At 37.6% G+C, this 21950-nt stretch carries 18 protein-coding genes; 15 read left to right on the forward strand and 3 right to left on the reverse strand.

Features of this window, described 5'->3' with window-relative positions; translation table 11 throughout:
• Positions 1–296: 296 nt before the first annotated feature.
• From HX021_RS20075 to HX021_RS20110, 8 genes are all read left to right on the forward strand, one after another.
• Positions 297–3602: a SusC/RagA family TonB-linked outer membrane protein gene (locus HX021_RS20075; protein WP_286592380.1), complete on the forward strand. Its 3306-nt coding sequence runs from the start codon at positions 297–299 to the stop codon at positions 3600–3602.
• Between the two features lie 33 nt (positions 3603–3635).
• Positions 3636–5348, forward strand: a complete 1713-nt coding sequence (locus HX021_RS20080; RefSeq protein WP_286592382.1) for a RagB/SusD family nutrient uptake outer membrane protein — start codon at positions 3636–3638, stop codon at positions 5346–5348.
• 126 nt (positions 5349–5474) lie between these two features.
• Positions 5475–6794, forward strand: coding sequence for a D-alanyl-D-alanine carboxypeptidase (locus HX021_RS20085; protein ID WP_286592383.1), 1320 nt, complete (start codon positions 5475–5477; stop codon positions 6792–6794).
• Between the two features lie 8 nt (positions 6795–6802).
• On the forward strand, positions 6803–8101 hold the full coding sequence (locus tag HX021_RS20090) for an MFS transporter (RefSeq protein WP_286592384.1): 1299 nt from the start codon (positions 6803–6805) through the stop codon (positions 8099–8101).
• 20 nt (positions 8102–8121) lie between these two features.
• Complete coding sequence (locus HX021_RS20095; protein ID WP_286592385.1) at positions 8122–8850, forward strand: (Fe-S)-binding protein; 729 nt, start codon at positions 8122–8124, stop codon at positions 8848–8850.
• A gap of 23 nt (positions 8851–8873) precedes the next feature.
• Positions 8874–9764: a TIM barrel protein gene (locus HX021_RS20100; RefSeq protein WP_286592386.1), complete on the forward strand. Its 891-nt coding sequence runs from the start codon at positions 8874–8876 to the stop codon at positions 9762–9764.
• Positions 9765–9982: 218 nt separating this feature from the next.
• The gene (locus tag HX021_RS20105; RefSeq protein WP_286592388.1) at positions 9983–11557 is read left to right on the forward strand and encodes a peptide MFS transporter; all 1575 of its coding nucleotides are present in this window, start codon (positions 9983–9985) and stop codon (positions 11555–11557) included.
• A gap of 83 nt (positions 11558–11640) precedes the next feature.
• Positions 11641–13230 (forward strand): peptide MFS transporter, encoded by a 1590-nt coding sequence (locus tag HX021_RS20110; RefSeq protein ID WP_286592389.1) that lies wholly within the window; start codon positions 11641–11643, stop codon positions 13228–13230.
• 94 nt (positions 13231–13324) lie between these two features.
• Here the strand turns inward: HX021_RS20110 and HX021_RS20115 are convergent, their stop codons facing one another.
• Both HX021_RS20115 and HX021_RS20120 read right to left on the reverse strand, forming a co-directional pair.
• On the reverse strand, positions 13325–14617 hold the full coding sequence (locus HX021_RS20115) for a hemolysin family protein (protein WP_286592390.1): 1293 nt from the start codon (positions 14615–14617) through the stop codon (positions 13325–13327).
• Between the two features lie 207 nt (positions 14618–14824).
• Positions 14825–16171 carry a Gfo/Idh/MocA family protein gene (locus HX021_RS20120; RefSeq protein ID WP_286592391.1) on the reverse strand — a complete coding sequence of 449 codons (1347 nt, stop codon included), beginning with the start codon at positions 16169–16171 and terminating at the stop codon, positions 14825–14827.
• Positions 16172–16405: 234 nt separating this feature from the next.
• On the opposite strand from HX021_RS20120, the gene HX021_RS20125 reads away from it, so the two are divergent.
• A complete protein-coding gene (locus HX021_RS20125) occupies positions 16406–17512 on the forward strand; it encodes a phosphotransferase enzyme family protein (protein ID WP_286592392.1) in 1107 nt (368 codons plus the stop codon).
• A gap of 75 nt (positions 17513–17587) precedes the next feature.
• Positions 17588–18232 (forward strand): carbohydrate-binding family 9-like protein, encoded by a 645-nt coding sequence (locus HX021_RS20130; protein WP_286592393.1) that lies wholly within the window; start codon positions 17588–17590, stop codon positions 18230–18232.
• Between the two features lie 26 nt (positions 18233–18258).
• On the opposite strand, the gene HX021_RS20135 is transcribed toward HX021_RS20130, so the two are convergent.
• A complete protein-coding gene (locus HX021_RS20135; protein ID WP_286592394.1) occupies positions 18259–18597 on the reverse strand; it encodes a DUF2853 family protein in 339 nt (112 codons plus the stop codon).
• A gap of 45 nt (positions 18598–18642) precedes the next feature.
• Between HX021_RS20135 and HX021_RS20140 the strand changes: the two genes are divergently transcribed.
• From HX021_RS20140 to prmA, 5 genes are all read left to right on the forward strand, one after another.
• A complete protein-coding gene (locus HX021_RS20140) occupies positions 18643–18813 on the forward strand; it encodes a hypothetical protein (protein WP_286592395.1) in 171 nt (56 codons plus the stop codon).
• Positions 18814–18824: 11 nt separating this feature from the next.
• Positions 18825–19073: a type B 50S ribosomal protein L31 gene (locus tag HX021_RS20145; protein WP_286592396.1), complete on the forward strand. Its 249-nt coding sequence runs from the start codon at positions 18825–18827 to the stop codon at positions 19071–19073.
• A gap of 78 nt (positions 19074–19151) precedes the next feature.
• Entirely contained in the window at positions 19152–20312 is a 1161-nt protein-coding gene (locus HX021_RS20150; protein WP_286592398.1) for a putative sugar nucleotidyl transferase, read from the forward strand.
• A gap of 17 nt (positions 20313–20329) precedes the next feature.
• Complete coding sequence (gene tpiA / locus HX021_RS20155; protein WP_286592399.1) at positions 20330–21097, forward strand: triose-phosphate isomerase; 768 nt, start codon at positions 20330–20332, stop codon at positions 21095–21097.
• 9 nt (positions 21098–21106) lie between these two features.
• Complete coding sequence (prmA, locus tag HX021_RS20160) at positions 21107–21946, forward strand: 50S ribosomal protein L11 methyltransferase (protein WP_286592400.1); 840 nt, start codon at positions 21107–21109, stop codon at positions 21944–21946.
• Positions 21947–21950: the final 4 nt, after the last annotated feature.

The following is a 21950-nucleotide window of genomic DNA, read 5'->3' on the forward strand; positions in this document are numbered from 1 at the left end:
AAAGCATTGATGTTTAACTTAGTGTATAAAATACAATAACTTGATTTATAGCGGTTTGTAATTTTAATCAGATTTTTCTTTTTTTTTACATTTATTATTCTTTACATTTATTTAACAGATTTTAACATTTCTGAGAATAACCAAACTAAAATTAAGAATGATAACCAAAGGTTGGACTTGACAGTGCATAATTGTCGGGTTTGACGATGAATGACCAAAGACTTGAATAACCATTATCGACTAAAACAACTAAAAATATAAACATAAATTTTTTTAAACCACCTATTTATAAAATTATGATGAAAAAAACGGACAAAAATTGCTGTTTTGATCTCATATTGGGCCAAAAGTTCAATAAGAGGTTCCTGTTGGTGAGCTCTCTGCTCATGGCAGGAGGAATGGGCACTCAAGGATTTGCACATGGAGTTGCCTCCCCTGGAAGAGTTGAGGTCGTTTCATTAATGAAAACCAAAGAATTTCAGGAAATACCTATTAAAGGTATAGTAAAAGATGCTACGACAGGGCAGGGGATCACCGGTGTCTCTGTTAAAGTGAAAGGGACTAACAATGGTACTTCAACTGATGGCAATGGCGCATTTACACTCCAGGGCAAGATTGGTGATGTATTGGTGATCAGTTACGTTGGTTATACCAGTACCGAAGTAACAGTAACAAGCAAGGCAGATCTTAACATTACATTAAACTCTGCAGAGGATGCATTGGAAGAAGTTGTCGTCACGGGTTATTCTGTACAGCGTAAGAAAGATCTGACAGGAGCTGTTGCGGTTGTTAATGTTAAGGACCTTAAAACTACTCCCGCTGCAAGTGCTGTTGAGTCTATGCAAGGAAGAGCGACAGGTGTTCAGATTGTGGTGGATGGCGCTCCAGGATCTACTCCACAAATCAAAATTAGAGGTTATAGTACGATCAATAATAATGAACCGCTGTATATTATTGATGGTGTTCCTTATGAAGGGAAATTAAGCTGGTTAAATCAGGGAGATATTGAATCTATGCAGGTTCTGAAAGATGCATCTGCTGCATCAATCTATGGTTCAAGGGCTAATAATGGTGTTGTCATCATTACAACAAAAATTGGAAGAGAAGGAAAACCTCAATTTACGCTTGATTCTTACTATGGAGTTCAAGTGCCAAACAGTTCCCGTTTTCCAAAAATGTTGTCACCGCAACAAACACTGGATATAGAAAATAAGCTGAATGGTACAAATAATGTACTTCCAGATTATCTGATTGCCGGAGCAAAAGTAGGTGGAAAGGATGTTATTACGCCTGCTGATATTGACATGTCTAAATACAAATTCGACGCCACTAGCCGTAGCGATTTCTACCAGATCACCAAGGCAAATAAAGAAGGAACCAATTGGTTCGATGCCCTTTCTCAAAATGCACCGACACAATCGCATCAACTTAGTGTGCTTGGTGGTGGTGAAAATGCTTCTTACGCAATTTCTGGTGGGTATTTGAAACAAAAAGGTACAATTATTCATACTGGTTTTGAGAAATATAACATTCGTTCCAATACACGATTTTCTGCTTTTAATAATAAATTGCGTTTTGGAGAAAATATGCAATATAGTTTTACGGAAGGATTTGGTATTGGGGTAAATACGAATACGGCAGGTGATTATATCGGTGAGGGAAGCGCTCTAGGTTTTGCTTACCGTATCCATAACATTATCCCCGTGTATGATGAGGGCGGAAATTTTGCCGGATCTGTTGGAGGGCAATATGGTAATGGGGAAAATCCCGTGGCAATAGCTTACCGTGCTAAGGATAATAAAAATAAAAGCAATATGTTCTTCGGAAATGTCTTCGGTGAGTTTGATATACTTTCTGGATTGACTTTTCGGAGTAGTTTTGGTATGAAATATGAAAATTACAACGGTATAGCTTATACTTATCCCAATCCGGAATTTACAGAAGGAAGTTTTAATAATGGAATCAATGAATACTTTGGATTAAATAAAGAATGGACGTGGACAAATACTTTAAATTATAAAGCGACATTTAATGATGCGCATACATTAAGCATACTTGCTGGTACTGAGGCTATCCAGAATAGAAATAGGCAGATAAGAGGTAAAGGCAATGGTTTCTTTACAATGTCAAGTCTTGATTATCTTTATTTAGACGCGGCCTCAACGGGGCGGGTAAGTGAAGGCGGTGGTTCCGTGGCCTCCTTGTTTTCGATCTTCGGTAAGGTAGACTATTCATATAAAGATCGCTATATCTTAAGTGCGACTGTACGTCGGGATGGTTCTTCCAATTTTGGACCAAACAATAAATATGGAACATTCCCTGGGGCAAGTGCTGCTTGGCGTCTGTCGCAAGAGGAATTTATGAAAGGTGTGCCCTGGCTGTCCGATTTAAAGATCAGAGCTGGATATGGGGTGACAGGGAACCAACGGATTCCTTCTAATCAATACTTAAATCGTTATCAGGTTGCCATTAATTCTTCATCTTACCCCATCGATGGAAGCCTGACGTCAGGGATGTGGCATAATGCCTATAGCAATCCGGACGTGAAATGGGAACAAGTGTCGGCACTGAACGTCGGTTTGGATTTTACTTTACTACAAGGCGATTTTGACGGATCCTTCGATTGGTATAATAAAAAGACAAAAGATATGCTGTATCTTCTGCCTTTGCCTGCCGTTGCAGCAGGTCGTGCAGGGTCCCCATATGTGAATATTGGTGATATGCAAAATAAAGGGATCGAGTTTTCATTGAATTACCATTATGGTAGACGTCAAGAAAGTCCGTTCACCTTAGATCTATCAGCAACGATATCACGAAATGTAAATAAGATAGTATCTCTAGCACCATCCGTCAGTCAACAAGTATATGGAAGTTTCAGAAGCATGGAGACATCTATTTTGAAACCTGGAGAATCATTAGGAGCTTTTTATGGATATAAAGTACTAGGTATCTATTCAGAAGAGGATATGTCAAATTCAAGTGTTGCGAAATACGAAGATGGAAAATCCAGAGCAGGAGGGCTTAAGTTTGAAGATATCAACGGTGATGGGAAGATTGATGCCGCAGACCGTACGATCATTGGTAGCCCCCATCCTGATTTTGTGTATTCATTTAATATTAATGCTGGCTATAAGAACTTTGATTTTATGGCATATTTCTATGGATCAAAGGGAAACCAAAACTATGAAGCAACACGTTATTTTACTGATTTTGGGGTGTTCAGAGGGCAGAAAAGTGTCCGTGTGCTTGATGCCTGGGATCAAACAAGTAATCCATCTAGTATGATTCCGTCTCAAGTAAATAATGCATCAGCCTATGAGTATGCTTCTTCAAGCTACTATGTTCAGGATGCAAGCTTTTTGAAGTTAAAAAATCTTCAAGTAGGCTATAATTTTGATACCAATAAGGTTTTTGGTAACAACACAGGTGTGAAGAAATTAAGAGCATATATAGGCGTGACTAACTTGTTTACTATCACGAAATATGAGGGCTTGGATCCGGAAGTGACTGCTACCCCATCGACCTATCCTGCATTGGGTGTTGATTTTGGTGTGTATCCGCAGGCACGTCAGTATATGTTAGGTGTAAGTCTCGGATTTTAAGGATTAGATGAATTAAGATAAAATTTGATTGAAATGAAAAAAAGAAATATAATTACAATATTGGGGATATCATTGGTATTATTATCTTCCTGTGGTAAGTCCTTTTTAGAACGGGATCCACAGGCGGAATTGCCAGAATCTCAGATTGTAAACTCGAAAGGAATAGAGGCTTCATTGATAGGCGCGTATGGAATTCTAAATGGAAATGTGAACGGAACGTGGGGAAACTATGCCTCAGCACCTAGCCAATGGTTGTTTGGAGAGGTTGCCGCGGATAATGCACATAAAGGATCCGAAGCTACAGATCAGCCAAATATGAATATGATCGAATTTCATACACCCAATAGTTCGAATGATAACTTAAGTACCATGTGGGAGGTCTACTATGAGGGAGTCTTGCGGGCTAATAATACCTTGCGGCTTCTGAAATCGGACCAATCCGGTGATAAAACAGTTACTCCTGAACGGGCGAAAGAAATCGAAGGCGAGGCAAGGGTTTTGCGGGCGCATTATTATTTCTTTCTCTGGCGTGTCTTTAAAAATTTAGCTTATGTAGACGAAAATACAACAGATGAAGAGGCAAAAGTTAAACCCAATAAAGATGATGTCATCCCTAAAATTATCGAAGATTTGAAATTTGGGTCTGAGAATCTTCCTGCCTCCAAGATCAATAAACAATCAGGCCGTTTGGACCAGAACATTGCTAAGGCATATTTAGGAAAAGTATATCTTTATCAAAAGAAGTATGCTGATGCCCTGACTTTATTTAAAGAGGTTATTGGAAGTAAAGATATTCGTACAATGCCTTATCAAAATAACTTTGACGTTCTTACAAAGGATGGTCCAGAAGCACTTCTTGTATCAAAACATGTGATCAATCCGGACGGAAGCGGTGATAATGCCAATGTTGGAGACATGTTGTCGGGCTTAAATGGAAATAACCCTGTAGGTTGTTGTGGGTTTTACCAACCTTCAATTGATTTGGTTAATGCCTATAAGGTGGATGCAAATGGATTACCTTTATTGGATACTTATCGTAACAATCCATATGTATCTGATTTTGGCTTGTCAAAAGAACAGAAAGAGAAGTATAAATTGGATGTGAGTCTTCGTTTTGATCCACGTTTGGATTATACGGTAGGACGTAGAGGTGTCAATTTTTACGATTATGGTGTGATGCCAGGGGATGCCTGGATCCGTGAAGTCAGTTCTGGAGGTCCTTTTGTTGGTATAAAAACCATGATTCCAAAGAGCCTACATAGTGGACATACAGCTTCTGGAGCAGCTTATATTACAGATCTTGATGTCAATATTATCCGCCTTGCAGATGTGATCTTAATGGCAGCAGAATGTCAGGTTGAATTAGGCGATTTAGACGCTGCATTGAAATTGGTAAACTCTGTTCGGGAGAGAGCAGCGACCTTACCTGCAAAAACGACAGGAAATGATGTTCCAGCAGCAGCGTATGCTGTAAAACCATATCCATCTTTTCCGGATCAAAATTATGCTCGTAAGGCTGTCCGTTTTGAACGTCGTTTAGAACTGGCCATGGAAGGCCATCGCTTCTATGATTTAGTAAGATGGGGAGTAGCAAAGTCTGTTTTGGAAAGTTATTCTAATTTTGAAGGTGGTTTTATGTCACGTTATAAAGGGTTGAATTTTAAACCACAAAATGAATATTTTCCAATTCCACAAGCACAAATTGATAGAAGTGGAGGAGCATTGGTACAGAACCAAGGTTATTAATAACTGTAACTAGGTAAAAGGAGAAGGAGAGCATGAACAATGCTCTCCTTCTCCTTTTTAGTGTTTTATCCGAATTTTGGCATGAAGGGAAAAGGAGTTCTTTCTCTTTTTTGTATGTTTGAATCAATGAAAAATTTATTACGCACCATATTGCAGCTTTGGTTCATGCTAATCTCCGTCCTCCCTGCGAAGGCCCAAGGTTTTGAGGATGTTTATAAAATGTTCCAGGAGTCTAAAGTACTAAATGACCATTTCTATGGATTTTCATTATATGACATCAGTACGAATACATATGTCATGAATATTAATAGCGACAAGCATTTTACGCCAGCTTCCAACACTAAAATGTATACAAGCTATGCCGCCTTGGAGCTTTTAGGAGATTCAATACCTGGTTTAGAATATATAGAACGGGGCGATTCATTGCTGATATGGGGTACGGGAGATCCCACTTTTTTACATAATAGACTGGACACCCGTGTTGTATATAATTTTCTGAAAAACACGGACAAACGCATATTTGTTGTCCCAGGAACAATGAAAAATAAGCCTTTTGCCCATGGTTGGGCAATGGAAGATTTTGAAGCGTATTATCAGCCTGAAATCAGTACCTTTCCAATCTATGGTAACGTGGTTACCTTTAGACAAAAGGGCGACAACTATTTAACAACTTCTCCAATATGCTTTCAATCTGCTCTAGCATTTCTATCTGAACCCAAATCTGGCGATTTTGAGCTTACACGTTCATTTCATGCCAATACTTTTTGGATGTCCAAAAAGCCTATACCCCGTGGTTATGTTAATGAAGTTCCGTTTATATATTCGGACAGTCTGTTTACGCAGCTATTGGCCGATAGCCTGAAGAAAAACGTGACTTTATTGTCTTATAAAAAACCTCATAATACAAAGATATTGTATTCCGGAAGCACCAGAAACTTGATCCGGGAGATGATGTTGCCCAGTGATAATTTTATTGCTGAACAATTTTTGATGATGTGCTCCTGGAAGCAATTTGGTCAGTTTGATACCTATCTGGTAAGGGACTGGATGAAAAATAATTTCTATAAATTCTTTTCCGACGAGGTGGCGATTTTTGATGGATCAGGCTTGTCTTCTTACAATAAAGTTACCCCTCGCGATAATGTGGATCTATTAATCCTTCTAAAAAACAAGGTGCCTAGCGAGCGGGAACGTTTTCATTTGTTTGCAGCTGGAGGTGTTGATGGTACTTTAAAGAGAACATACGATAAAGATCTTGGGGAGCCTTTTGTTTTTGCTAAAACAGGAACTATTACCTCTGTCTATAATCAAAGTGGATATTTAGTGACAAGAAAGGGGAACCGTTTAGCCTTTTCATTTATGAACAATAATTACATCGATGACAAAGCAAGTGCAATTCGTAAAGAAATGGCTAAAATAATTACTTATATTCGTCAAACTTATTAAGCATTTTGATGGAAGCAATTGTAAAAAATAATAAGAGATTGATACGCTCCTGGGCCATGTTTGATTGGGCCAATTCCGCATATAATCTTGTTATTACATCAACGATATTTCCTGTGTATTATACCGCCATTACGACGACAAAAGAGCATGGTGATGTGGTTAATTTTTTTGGTTTTGAGATCGTTAATACAGCACTTTCCAATTTTTCCTTGGCAGTAGCCTATTTGTTGATGTCGTTTTCGCTACCTTTTATTTCCTCCTATGCAGATGCGAAAGGAAAGAAGAAACAGATCATGAAATTTTTTACCTATATCGGAGCAATTTCATGTATGTGTTTGTTCTTCTTTAAGTTAGAGACTCTGGAAGTTGGTATTATATGTTTTGTGTTGGCTGCAATGGGCTATATAGGCGGTGTTTTGTTTAATAACTCTTATTTGCCCTTATTAGCAACGGTTGATCAGCAAGATCGCGTAAGCGCGCAGGGATTTGCTTATGGCTATGTAGGATGTGTGACTTTGCAGGTTCTTTGCTTTATTGTTGTCTTAAAACCAACATGGTTTGGTATCACAGATCCCTCATTACCGGCTCGCATATCTTTTTTGATGGTGGGCTTATGGTGGCTTGGGTTTTCAATGATTCCGTTTAAATACCTGCCAAAAATTGATGCGACAGCAAATAATCGTGGCAATAATTTTATTCAGAATGTCAAAGATGAATTCAATCATGTCATTCAAAAAATCAGAGGAATCCCTGAAATTAAGCAGTTTTTACCTGCTTTTTTCTTTTATTCCATCGGAGTTCAGACTTTAATGATCGTAGCTTCGTCATTTGGTGAAAAAATTCTGCATCTTGGCGCTGAAAGATTGATCGCAACCATTCTTTTGATCCAACTTGTTGCAATTTTAGGAGCCTTTTTTATGTCTTATCTATCAAATTTGTTTGGAAATATTAAGGTACTGATCATTGTGGTTATGATCTGGATCGGCATATGTATCTCCGCATTCTATTTATCAACCCCACTCCAATTTTATATCTTGGCCGCCTTGGTAGGTTTGGTGATGGGAGGGATCCAGTCCTTATCTAGATCAACCTATTCCAAATTGATTCCAACAGATATCAAAGATACCACTGCTTTTTTTTCTTTTTATGATGTTACAGAAAAGGTTGCTATTGTACTGGGATTATTTTCATTTGGTTTGATAGAGCAGATCACACATAATATTCGCAATTCTGCCTTGGTTCTTTCTTTATTTTTTGTAATCGGATTGTTACTTTTGGTACGGATATTACTATCTAATAAATCTTAATTTTATTGATTGAATTAAATATGAAAGTAGAACTTTTTGTTCCTTGTTTTATTGATCAGCTTTATCCTGACACCGCTTTTAATACTATTCGTTTATTGGAAAAAGTAGGCTGTGAGGTAATCTATAATCCTGATCAAACCTGTTGTGGTCAGCCTGCTTACAATGCAGGTTTTTGGGATGATGCAAAACTTGTTGGACAGAAGTTTTTAGCAGACTTTTCAGGAGATCATGTTATTGTTTCACCTTCAGCATCTTGTACGGGTATGGTGAAACATAGTTACAACGATCTGTTCTCCAACTCCGCTGATTCTCATCAGTGCCATAAAATTCAACAACAGGTTATAGAAATCTCCGATTTTTTGGTCAATGTGCTTAAAAAAGAGTATTTTGGTGCTGAGCTGGAAGGTGTAGCGGTATATCACGATTCCTGTTCAGCTTTACGTGAGTGTAAAATCAAGGATGAACCAAGGAAATTATTAAGTAGGGTACTGGGGTTAGAATTGGTTGAGGTAAAAGACAGTGAAACCTGTTGTGGTTTTGGAGGAAGTTTTGCCGTTAAGTTTGAAGGAATTTCAGCTGCTATGGCCGAACAAAAAGTTAGAAATGCACAGGCATTAAATGCCGATTATATCATTTCGACTGACTCGTCCTGCTTATTGCAACTACAATCTTATATTGATAAACATAAACTACCTATCCAAACTATGCATCTTGTTGATGTGCTGACGACCGGCTGGGGAAATATATAAAATAACACTTTAAATCTAAACACATGAATTCTAGAAGAGATTTTCTTAAAAACCTTGCATTAGCTTCTGCTGGTATAGCATTGGCACCTTCGTTGGAGAGCTTTGCTGTGGCAAAGAAAGACTGGTTTGATATTTCCTTAGCGGAATGGTCATTACATCAAACTTTATTTAAAGGAGATTTGAATAATTTAGACTTTCCAGTAGTGGCTGCCAAAAAATATGGTATCTATGGTGTTGAATATGTGAATCAGTTCTTCAAGGATAAAGCAAATGACAATAATTATCTCACTGAACTTAATATGCGTGCAAAGGATAATGGTGTAAGGAATGTGCTTATTATGGTGGATGGAGAAGGTAATCTTGGAGATGAAGACGAAAATAAAAGGAAACAGGCCGTACAAAATCACTATAAATGGATTTCGGCAGCTAATTTCTTAGGTTGTCATGCAATTCGTGTCAACGCAGCTGGTAAAGGCAGTCCTGAGGAAGTTAGTAAACGTGTTGTAGATAGTCTGACAACATTATCCGATATTGGTAAAAAAGCTGGTATTAGCATTATTGTAGAGAATCATGGTGGCATTTCTTCCCATGGTGATTGGTTGGCCAATACATTAAAAGCTGTAGGAAGTAAATATTGTGGTAGTTTACCAGACCTTGGTAACTTTTATGAATATGATCGTTATCAGGGAGTCACTGATTTGATGCCTTATGCACATGGTGTGAGTGCCAAAACTCATGATTTTGATGCAAATGGCAACGAGACTCAAATTGATTACGAACGTATGCTTAAGATTGTGAAAAAAGCAAAATTCAAAGGATATGTTGGTATTGAATATGAAGGAACGAAGCTGAGTGAAGAAGAAGGAATTTTTGCGACGAAGAAGTTGTTGGAACGTTTACGTCCATTAATTTAATATAGCATACTGATGGAGTTCTTTTCTATCGTAAAAAAGAACTCCATTTTTTGAAATAACTTAAAAAATTGTTAGCCCTATTGAAGCTAAGGGTTCTGAGCCGCTTTCGGCACCTTTTTGAAAAGCATTTGATTTTTTATACTCATCCATTTACTGATGGTCCAGTTAAATTAAATGGAAATCACGCTACCTGTATTTGAAAAATAATTATTTTAATCATGAATTTTGAAGAAAATACTGTTCTTAAATCCCATTTGCAGAATGTAGGAGCTGAGCATGTATTGGTACAGGGACATCCTGCAGGGTTGTTTGTGCTATTTTTTACAGAGATGTGGGAACGATTTAGTTATTATGGCATGCGTGCCCTATTAGTGAATTTTCTCGTTTCTACAATTGCGCAACAAGGATGGGGCTGGACCAATTCGGAAGCCATGAAATTGTATGGATTATATACAGGGATGGTTTTTCTGACACCTTTATTTGGAGGTATTATAGCTGATCGGCTGACCGGGTATAAGAAATCTATCATGTTAGGAGCAGTAGTGATGACTTTAGGGCATATTGCCATGGCTCTGGAAGGCTTCAATCAGAATTTCTTTCTCGCGGGATTGATATTGATTGTTTTGGGTAATGGTCTGTTCAAGCCTAATATTTCATCGATGGTAGGGAAATTATATCCAGATAAAGGAGGGAAAAAAGATGCTGGTTATACCATATTTTACATGGGGATCAATGGCGGTGCATTTTTAGGGATGATGCTGTGTGGGTATATAGGAGAAAAGATTGGCTGGCATTATGGTTTCGGGCTAGCGGGGGTGTTTATGTTCTTGGGAATGTTGCAATTCTATTTCGCACAGCGGATTTTTGGAAAAATTGGAAATACCCCAGATAAACGGACGCAGTCAGTAGAGCATCTTCCTCTCGAAGATGAAAGTCCTCAGCATATTGTACGTGACCGTTTATTGGTCATCGCTATTTTTATGTTGTCCAGCATTGTTTTTCATCTGGCGTTTGAGCAGGCTGGCGGTTCAATGACGATTTTTGCCAAAAATTATACACAACGTCTGCTGAATGGAGAGGTTGCCGTTCTGTTTAAATGGTTGGATTCGGCATTGACTATTTTACCTATTGTGGTGATTACGGGGGTATTATTTGTTTTGGCAAAGAAGATTATCCGCAAATACCCCATGATCATACTTTTTTCAAGTATTTCCTTTGTTATTATTTGGACTTTATGTATTTGGAAGACATATCGGGAGTATTATGGAGGGAATTCCGAAGTGACGGTATCCTGGTTCCCAATGCTCAATTCCTTTTTTATCATTACTTTGGCAACCTCTTTTAGTAAGATCTGGGAGAAAGTATGGAATCCTTCAGGCCCAATTAAATTTGCCATAGGACTGACATTGGTAGGTGTTGGCTTTGCGGTTTTATCTATCGGAAGCATGGAAATTCCAACAGGGGCTAAGACAGCTTCAGTGAGCATGATTTGGTTGGTATTAGCTTATTTTTTTCATACAGTTGGTGAACTATGTATCGGCCCTGTAGGATTATCATATGTAAGCAAACTCTCTCCCAAGAAATTCTTGGGGCTTCTATTTGGTTTTTGGTTCTGTGCCAATGCGATCGCTAATTTCATAGGAGGCTTTATTGGGTCGTACATTGACATGATCACCGAAGCCCACTCGATGTCTTATTTCTTCGCTGTATTTACTGTGATCCCAATAATAGCCGCTCTGTTCCTGGTGATTGCCAACAAAAAAATAAAAAAGATGATGCATGGAATTGATTAATTCATAGAAAAATAGTGTATCTTCATGCGATTTTTATCAAATTATAAATAAAACCTGAGTTATAAAACAATTATTGAAATTATATGAATCAAGAAAAAGATCAAGTTCTTGTTGCACATTTGGCCAAACAGGGAATCGATGACAAAATGGTAAATGGGCATCCTGCCGGATTATTTGTACTATTTTTTACTGAGATGTGGGAACGCTTCAGTTATTATGGTATGCGAGCATTATTGACCTTGTTTTTAATAAGCTCAATAGCCGATGGAGGATGGGAGTGGAGTAATGAGCGGGCCATGAAATTATATGGTCTTTATACTGGTTTTGTGTATTTGACACCATTGATTGGTGGGATGATTGCAGATAAGCTCACCGGATTTAAGAAAGCGATATTGATAGGGGCATTGGTGATGACTTTGGGGCATTTATCAATGGCATTTGAAGGTGTAAATTCAAATTTCTTTTATCTTGGTTTGATATTGATGATTTTAGGAAATGGAATGTTTAAACCGAATATTTCTTCCATGGTCGGCAATCTATACCCCGATCAAAGTTCTAAAAAAGATGCTGGATATACGATCTTTTATATGGGAATTAATGCGGGTTCGTTCCTGGGCATGCTCCTATGTGGCTATATCGGTGAAAAGATTGGCTGGCATTATGGCTTTGGACTGGCAGGTGTGTTTATGTTTTTTGGTATGTTACAATTTTATTTTGGACAGAAAATATTTGGTATCATTGGTGATTCACCTAAGGCACTTCAAGCTTATCACAATGAAAAAATCAAAAATCATGAAGAAATAGAAGAAGTTATACCGGCCAACGTGGTACGTGATAGATTGATCGTTGTAACGATTTTTATGTTGGCGAGTGTGGTTTTCTTTCTGTCTTTTGAACAGGCGGGTGGTTCAATGTCCATTTTCGCAAAAGATTATACACAACGGGTTTTATCAGGGAGTTCTGCTATTACATTTAAATGGATTGATACTATCCTGACGATTGTACCAATCGTTATCGTTACCATTGTTTTAGGAGCATTGGCCAGAAAGATTTACAGACAATATCCATTGACGATTTTGTTTACGGCTGTGTCGTTTGGCATCATCTGGTGTTTGGGGCTGTGGAAAGTGTTTAGAGAAATTGGAATTACAGGTTCTGAAGTTGGAGCCTCCTGGTTTCAAATATTGAATGCATTTTTTATTATTTCCCTAGCTTCATCCTTTAGTAAATTTTGGGAAAAAATATGGAACCCTTCTGGTCCTGTTAAGTTTGCACTTGGTCTAATCTTAGTTGGTCTAGGTTTTGCCGCATTGGCATATGGTGCTAGTGAAATTCCCCAAGGCGCTAAAACAGGGGCCGTCAGTATGATTTGGCTCGTGATCGCTTACTTTTTCCACTCAGCTGGAGAACTTTGCTTATCACCTGTTGGTTTATCCTATGTAAGTAAACTTTCCCCAAAGAAATTTTTGGGACTTCTCTTCGGTTGTTGGTTTTGTGCCTCAGCTATTGCAAACTTTATTGGTGGTTTTTTAGGTTCTTATATTGATAAAATCACAGAAGAACATTCTATGTCTTATTTCTTTATGATATTTGCAATTGTTCCAGGGGTTACGGCACTTCTATTGATTTTATTTAATCCCATATTGAAAAAAATGATGCATGGTATTAATTAGTCACTGTTAAATGTTGTATAAAAAAGAAGGCCTGAACAGTTCTGTTCAGGCCTTCTTTTTTATACAATTGTAGGTTACATGAACTCAGTTGATGTTATTCCTCTACCTTTAGAAGTAATTTGTCAATGCGGTGTCCATCCATATCGAGTACTTCAAATACTAGATTTTTAAAGCGTACCCGCTCACCTTCTTCAGGTACATGATCTAATTTCAGAAAAACCAACCCCCCGACCGTAGTCACATTATTGATCTCATTTTCGTCTTCTTCGGAAAGACCGATTTCAAATTCATCCAAAAGATCTTCAATCTGATATTGTCCATCGACAACATAATCGCCATTCTCCAATTGACGTATCGTTGGACGGGCACTCAGGTCACTTTCTGTGATATGGCCAACCAAATCCCCTACAATATCCCGAAGTGTAATAATGCCCTGCGGAGAACCGTATTCATCGATCACTACCGCTTGATGTACACGCGAGGCTCTGAGCGTATCCATGATGCTATAAGAAGAGCTGTATTCATTGACAAATTTGATGGGTAACATAAGTTTTCTCAGGTCAAAAGGTTCATTTTTAAGGCACTGCCTTAGTAGTGATTTTACATGAATAACACCTTTAATATGATCAAGTCCCCCTTCGCAAACCGGATAGATAGAATGATCGTTGTCCAGAATCACCTGCCGGTTTTCTTCGAAGGAGTCTTCCAGATCTAGGAATACAATGTTCTTGCGGTGGGTCATCAAATTGACCGCCTTTTTGTCACCTAAACTAAGCAGACGGTCGACGATATCGTGTTCAATGCCTTCGATAACTCCACTATCGACACCTTCGTCCACCATCGCTTTGATTTCTTCTTCAGTCACACTGTTACCATTACTCTTGATGTTGAGCGCTTTTACAATAAATTCAGTTGAGATGCTGAGCAGCCAAACAAAGGGTCGCACAATTTTGCTGAGTAGATTCATCGGATAGGCAATGAGCATGGCATATTTTTCGGGAATAGCCATTCCAATACGTTTGGGTACGAGCTCTCCAAGCACCAATGAGAAATAGGTGATAATAAGAACAACCAGAACTACAGATAGCTGTTGACTATATGGAGCCATCATACTCGATCTATTAAAGAGTTCTACAAGATAGGCGGAAATACTTCCGCCAGAAAAGAAACCAGTTAATATACCAATGAGTGTAATGCCTATTTGTACTGTGGATAGAAAGCTGTTCGGAGATTCTTTTAGATTAAGAGCTATTTTAGCAGCAGCATTGTTCTTATCACTCTCTGCTTGTAGGCGTGCTTTTCTGCTGGATACTATCGATATTTCGGATGCGGATAATATTCCATTCAGGATAATCAATACTAAAATAATAATTGCCTCAGTGAGCATAATGTATAGGGGAGTTGTTTGTTATAGCTAATTTAAGAAAAAGACTGTCCATATTTTAGTCTTATTCAAATTATATTGAGAAACCGAGAGGAGAACTGCTATACATACATGGCATCACCGAGGGATGTATAATCGTGAATAAATTCATTTCAATAAAAAAGCCGTGTTAAAAACACGGCTTTTTTATTGAAATATTGAATAGCTGGATTACATTCCACTGTCATCCAACATGAAGGTATTCTTCTTAGTTTTCCATTTACCTCTTGTAAAGTCAGGGAATTCTAATGTTTTGTTACCTTTTCGAATGGATTCTGTTGACAATGGGAAAACAGCACTCATTGTTACCGAGTCATAAACGTCAATTGGAGTCTGTACTTTTTGTTTCACCGCTTGAATGAAGGCATTGAATACAAACCAGTCCATGCCACCATGACCAGATCCTGTTGCTAATTCTTCATATTTTTTCCAAATAGGGTGATCATATTTTTTGACCCATTCATCTGCGGAGTCCCAGGTATGTGGTTTCGATTTACCCTCAATATGGATACCTTTAGCAACGTCCATCCAGATACCATCTGTTCCTTGTACACGGAAGCCTATGGAATATGGTCTAGGTAAATGCGTGTCATGTGTCAATAACATTGTTTCGCCATTGGCACATTGTAACATCGTCTGTGTGATATCTCCGTTTTTGTAATTTATTTTACTGTTTGGATGTCCTGGAGAAACTTTGTTGACATATGCGGCTAGACCACGTGCCTTGCTTGAGTAAGATGTGATGTGGGTAAATCGGTTGCCGGCGTTGATATCTACAAATTGCATGATTGGTCCCAAGCCATGTGTAGGATAAAGATCTCCATCTTGGTCAATATTGAATTGGGTACGCCATTGTGCTTCAGAAATTGCTTTCGGACCATATTCTACTCCATGGCCATAGTAATTTTTACCGTCGTTGAAGAGAACCTCACGCAAATCATGCTGATAACCACCTTCTAAATGCAACAACTCACCAAATAGTCCTTGTCTGTGCATATTCAATACAGCAAGTACATCGCGGCGGAAAGCAACATTTTCAAGTGTCATGTAGGGTTTCCCTGTTTCTTCAGAAGCTTTTACGACATCCCAGTGATCCTGAACAGTCAATCCCGCAATTACTTCACAGCCTACATATAAGCCAGCTTTCATCGCATCTATTGCCTGGTCTTTATGAAATTGCCAAGGTGTTGCAATGATAACAGCATCCAGCTTCTCACTGCTTAACATTTTTTTGTAGGCATCTACACCACCAGTATATTCTTTTGGAAGTTTGGTTCCTTTAGCGTTGAACTGTTTACGGCATTGTACAAGCGATTCTTCCTGTGTGTCACATACAGCAACAATTTCTACATCGTCCCTATTTAATGCAATCTGAACATGATTTCGGCCTCTGAGACCTACACCGATAAAACCGATTTTTATTTTTCCGTTACTTTGGGCAAATAAGTCTGTGCTTGAGAGAACACCGATCCCAGCCGTAGTGATGGCAGTTGATTTTATGAAATTTCTTCTATCCATTGTTTTTGAGATATGAGGAGTTTGTATATTAGTTATTTATTTTATTGTCGAAAATCGTCTGTATGATCGACTACTTCTAACAAATATATTATTTCATTTGTGATAAATGAAAGTGCAAACGTTTGTTTAATTTTATTAAATTTCATGCAAACGTTTGATTGAAATAAAAATTATCATTTATTAATTCAATTTGTGATATTGCAAGCACATTGATGATTTAAAAAACATAGTTTAATGTCTGATTTTAACCAATTAGTAATAGAAAGCGCAGCAAAACAATTCACATTAGAGGGAGATATCATTTCAGTGCAACCATTTGGTTCTGGTCATATCAATGATACTTATCGTGTAGTAACTTCTGTAGATAATGGAGTATCATATTTATTGCAACGTATTAATCACCATGTTTTTCCAAATGTGGATGGATTGATGCACAATATCGAAATTGTCACAAAACATCTTAGTAAAAAGGTTAAAGTTGCTACAGGGAAAAGAATTAGCGATCACGTATTGACTATTATCCCTACTGTAGGTGGGAAATTATATATAAAAGATAGCCAAGGGAATTATTGGCGGATGTTTATCCTAATTGAGGATACGAAAAGTTATGATATTGTTGAGACTGAAGTACAGGCTGCCGAAGGAGGACGGGCATTTGGTTTATTTCAAAAACAACTTTCGGATTTGGATACGACCCAGATTGTAGAGGTACTCCCAAACTTTCACAATATCGAATTTAGACTTGAGAATCTTCGTAAAGCTATTGCAAAGGATACCTGTAAACGAGTTGACCACGTAAAAGATAGATTAGACTTCATTTTTAGCTGGGCTGAGCGTATGAAAACTATTCTTGAGTTAGGGAATAAAGGAAAATTGCCATTGCGCATAACACATAATGATACGAAGTTCAATAATGTACTCTTGGACAGCCATGACAAAATGCAATGTGTGATCGATCTGGATACGGTCATGCCAGGATATGTTGCTTACGACTTTGGTGACGCTATCCGGACGATTATTAATCCTGTGGCCGAAGATGAAAAAGATGTTTCGAAGATAGTACTGAACCTTGCGCTATATAAAGCTTATGCGGAGGGATATTTGGAAGAGGCGAACGATTTTTTAACGAACGTAGAAAAAGAAACATTGGTAGATGGTGCATTTTTGCTTCCATATATGCAAGGAGTACGTTTTTTGACGGATTACCTGGAAGGTGATCATTATTATAAGACTAAATATGATGACCATAATCTGGTGCGGACAAATACACAGTTGAAACTAGTTGAAGAGATGGAGAAGAATGAGTCGTTTATGAGAAAGGTAATCTTTGATTGTATCTAACGATTTTATACCTTTAATATTTCGAGAAGCTTCCATCCCATCGGAGAAGCTTCTTTTTTCTTAATGTTTATGTATATGAAAAAACTAACCATTTCACCTATTGCATTCAATCAAATGGGTATTGTTGATTATTTTAAGTTATCAACGCTCTTGGAAAATGCGGAGTGGCATTCTCTGGAATTTAATAACTGGCCGGAATCCTATCCTTATGAACCAAATGCTAGGTTTAAAATCGGCTATACAAATGATGCGCTCATCGTGCAGTTTGACGTGGATGAGGAACAATTGCGGGGGCAGTATTCAGAACCAAACCAAAATGTTTGGGAAGATAGTTGTGTCGAGTTTTTTGTTTCTTTTGATGGTCGTAAAAACTATTATAATATTGAATTTAATCTAATCGGAACTGGTTTGATCGGTTACGGTTCAGCGGATAAAACGACTAGAAATAGATTGGAAGCGGTAGAAATTGAAAGAGTACGTACGTTTTCGATGATTGAACGTGATGGAAACCGTAAGCATTGGAGCATGATTGAGGTAATTCCGTTTACTGTATTTAAGTTTGATGCACTTACCGATCTAAAAGGTAAACAGGTTCATGGGAATTTTTATAAATGTGGTGATCATCTTAAACAGCCCCATTTTATGTCATGGAATAAAATAGAAAATCCAACTCCTAATTTTCATTTGCCTCAATACTTTGGCGAATTGCTATTTGGCTAGGAGTTGGATTAAAAAAAGTTCAATGCTTATTGGTAAACAGATTCTTTTTTGAATTTTTTTGCCAATAAAGCATATACCAATACACGGTATTTATTTTTATTCGATTTACCAATAGTCGTAATAACTTCGTCTAATGCCTTATCTAAATCAGGACCATCTTTAAGACCTAATTTTTTGATCAAGAAATTTTGCTTGACACGTTTAAGCTCTTCGGGATCTGATGCTGCAATGGTTTCTGCATCTGCATTATAAATGGAAGGTCCCATTCCTTTTGTCACTTTTGCAATAAATGCATCATCTAGTGATAGTCCCAGCTTTTTTGATTCTGCAGTATATGCAGCAATTTTTTCATCTAATTTGCTCATAATTATGTAAATGATTTAATTGTAGTAAGTTAAATTAAGAGAAAAATGTTGGAAAACAAAATAATTCTTGGGGGAATAATAAAGATTGTTACATTTGTAGTTGTTGAAGTGCCGGTAACTGAAGGTGTGGAAAAATTCAATGAATTATTCTTTGCAATTGTTGCAAAATACATTTTTATAAATTATCTTTGCACCTCAATAATTGAATATACGTAATCATAATAATAATGAAAAAAGATTTGCATCCTTCAAATTACAGATTAGTTGTATTTAAAGATATGTCAAACGACTATGCTTTTATTACTAAATCTTGTGTTGAAACTAAAGAGACTATTCAGTGGGAAGATGGTAATGAGTACCCAGTTGTAAAATTAGAGATTTCTCATACATCACACCCTTTCTATACAGGTAAAATGAAATTGGTTGATACTGCTGGACGTATTGACAAATTCCGTAGCCGTTACAACAAGAAATAATTGTAGCAGATCTGTATATTACAATATTAAGAACCCGATAAATAGTATTTGTCGGGTTTTTTTTGTTAATTTTATTTTGTGAAAGTCTTTTTTGTAGATTGCTTTGATACTATCCAGCTGTCGGATAGACTTAATTCCCCATTAACTTCTTTTGATAAAAAGAATCTATACCCTTTTACCTGTATTAAATCCTGTTTAGATCTACGAGTTGGTATTTTGACTTTAAGGGAAAAGTGGCAAAAGATCAGCTTAAAATTTGATATTGAAATTATTGACAGGGATGAAGAGGAAGAGGATGTCGTTTGGGTTTCGGAAAATATTATCCCCTCCGACCTGTTATTGGATTCCATACTTCACTTAAATTGTGGTGAAGTATTACTGAAGGATGGTTATATTCTTGCCTGGCGATTCAAATATGAAGGCGTGTATTCTTGGCGGGAGCTTGCGGAAGAGGTTAATTTATTAAAAGGTATTGAGGACCTATTTTTACTATCCGGGCCAGAAATCAGGATTGATTTCAATCTTTTAGTAACGGCCCCAGTTAAACCTGTTGTATCGGCAACGAATCAATTGTTAGGGGAGGCGTTTTACTTTGCAGGAAACCTTCATATGGAATGTGCCAGCCTGAATTCAAACGATGGACCTATTTATATTGATGAAGATGTGACAATCATGGAAGGCGCACATTTGCGCGGACCACTATATCTTGGGAAGGGAGCTGTCGTAAAAATGGGGACCACGATCTATGGGAATGTTTCAATTGGAAAACAGAGTGTTGTGGGCGGGGAAATTGGTCATTCAGTCATTGGTGATTTTTCGGCTAAAGGTCATTATGGGTATCTAGGTTGCTCTGTCATAGGGGATTGGTGTAACCTTGGGGCAGGAACCTCCAATTCAAATCTTAAAAATAATTTGAAAACCGTTTCCATATATGACTATGGATTGGGAGGCTTCAGAGATACCGGATTATTAAAATGTGGAGCTTTTATCGGGGACTTTACACGGTTGGGGATTAATTCGTCTTTAAATACGGGAACAGTAATTGGAATAGGAAGTATGCTGGCAGATACAAGTTTTTATGCTAAATTTGTACCGTCATTTGCGTGGGTGTTTGATGGAACTGTCCAATCCTATGAATTTGATAAGTTTATGGAATATCTTGAGGCTTTATTTGCGTCAAAAAATGAGGAGCTTTCTGAGCGAGTCAAGAAAGAATTGAATCAACTTAACAATACATAAAATTAAATCGTAAAATCATGCGTAAAAAAATCGTAGCTGGTAATTGGAAAATGAATTTGGATTATCAATCTGGATTAAGTTTATTTTCAGAAATTATCAATATGGCCAAAGATGAGGTAATAGGAAGCCAGGAACTTGTTGTTTGCAGCCCATTCATTCATTTGTCAAGTTTGGGACAATTATCAAAAAATATGACTAATGTGCATATCGGTGCACAAAATATTCATCAGGCAGAGTCTGGAGCTTATACAGGTGAAATTTCAGCCTCACAGGTGAAATCAGTGGGCGCTTCGCATGTTATTTTGGGACACTCAGAAAGACGTGCCTATTTTGGCGAAACGGATGCATTACTCGCTAGTAAAGTTGATATTGCATTGAAACATGGTTTAACACCAATATTTTGTATTGGTGAGACAAAAGAAGAACGGGAATCAGGTGATTTCTTTGAAATAATTAAAACACAATTGGCTGATGGATTGTTCCACTTGTCGAAAGAAGCTTTTGCTTCTGTGGTATTGGCTTATGAACCTGTTTGGGCAATTGGTACAGGGCTCACGGCTAGCCCTGAACAAGCGCAAGAGGTTCACCAATTTATTCGTAAGGTCCTTGCGGAGCAATATGGACAAGAAACGGCCGACAATACAAGTATTCTTTATGGTGGATCTTGTAATCCAGGGAATGCAAAAGATTTGTTTGCACAGGCTGATATTGATGGTGGTTTGATTGGGGGGGCTTCTTTGAAATCGAGAGATTTTATTGATATTGCCAAAGTGTTTAACGGCTAATTTTTAGAAATGAAATACATAGAGGTAATCTTTCAAATAATATCTGGCGAAGAATGGCAAAAAGATTTGTTTATCGCTGATTTGGCGGATATTGGATTTGATACCTTTGAAGATACCGAATCTGGATTTGCAGCGTATATTCCGGCTGCAAATCTGGATTTACAGGCACTTGAAACCCTCATGTTGGGGCTCCCAGATGGACTTAGTGTTGATTACAGTGTTCAGGAGATCGAAAATCAGAATTGGAACAAGTTATGGGAAAGTAATTTTAATCCGATTGAGGTTGGTGGACAATGTTATGTGCGAGCCACTTTTCATGAATCTAAACCTGAATTTCCATTTGAAATTATTATTGACCCTAAAATGTCGTTTGGGACAGGACATCATCAGACCACATCTATGATGCTTCAATATATTTTGGAGAACGATTTTGAGGGTAAAGAGGTATTGGATATGGGCTGCGGTACTGGTATTCTAGCTATATTGACATCGAAAAAGAAAGCAAGTGCTGTACTGGCAGTAGATTACGATGAAATCTGTGTCGAAAGTGTTAAAGAGAATAGCTTGCTTAATCATGTAAATAATATTGACACTATTTGTGGTTCATTTGAAGTTCTAAAGGATAAAACATTTGATATAATTTTAGCAAATATAAACCGGAATATTCTTTTGGAACAGTTACCACAATATGCATTAAGTATCAATCAGGATGGAGCGTTGTACTTAAGCGGTTTTTATGAAGAAGAAGACCTGGCCATGTTAAGCGATGCCGCATCATTGTTAGGCTTTGAATTTGTCTCCAAGAAAGTTTTAAATAATTGGTGTGCAGCCAAATTTGTGAAACGATAATTTA

The organism is Sphingobacterium sp. N143 (assembly GCF_030325625.1).
In the GTDB taxonomy this organism is placed as follows: Bacteria; Bacteroidota; Bacteroidia; order Sphingobacteriales; family Sphingobacteriaceae; genus Sphingobacterium.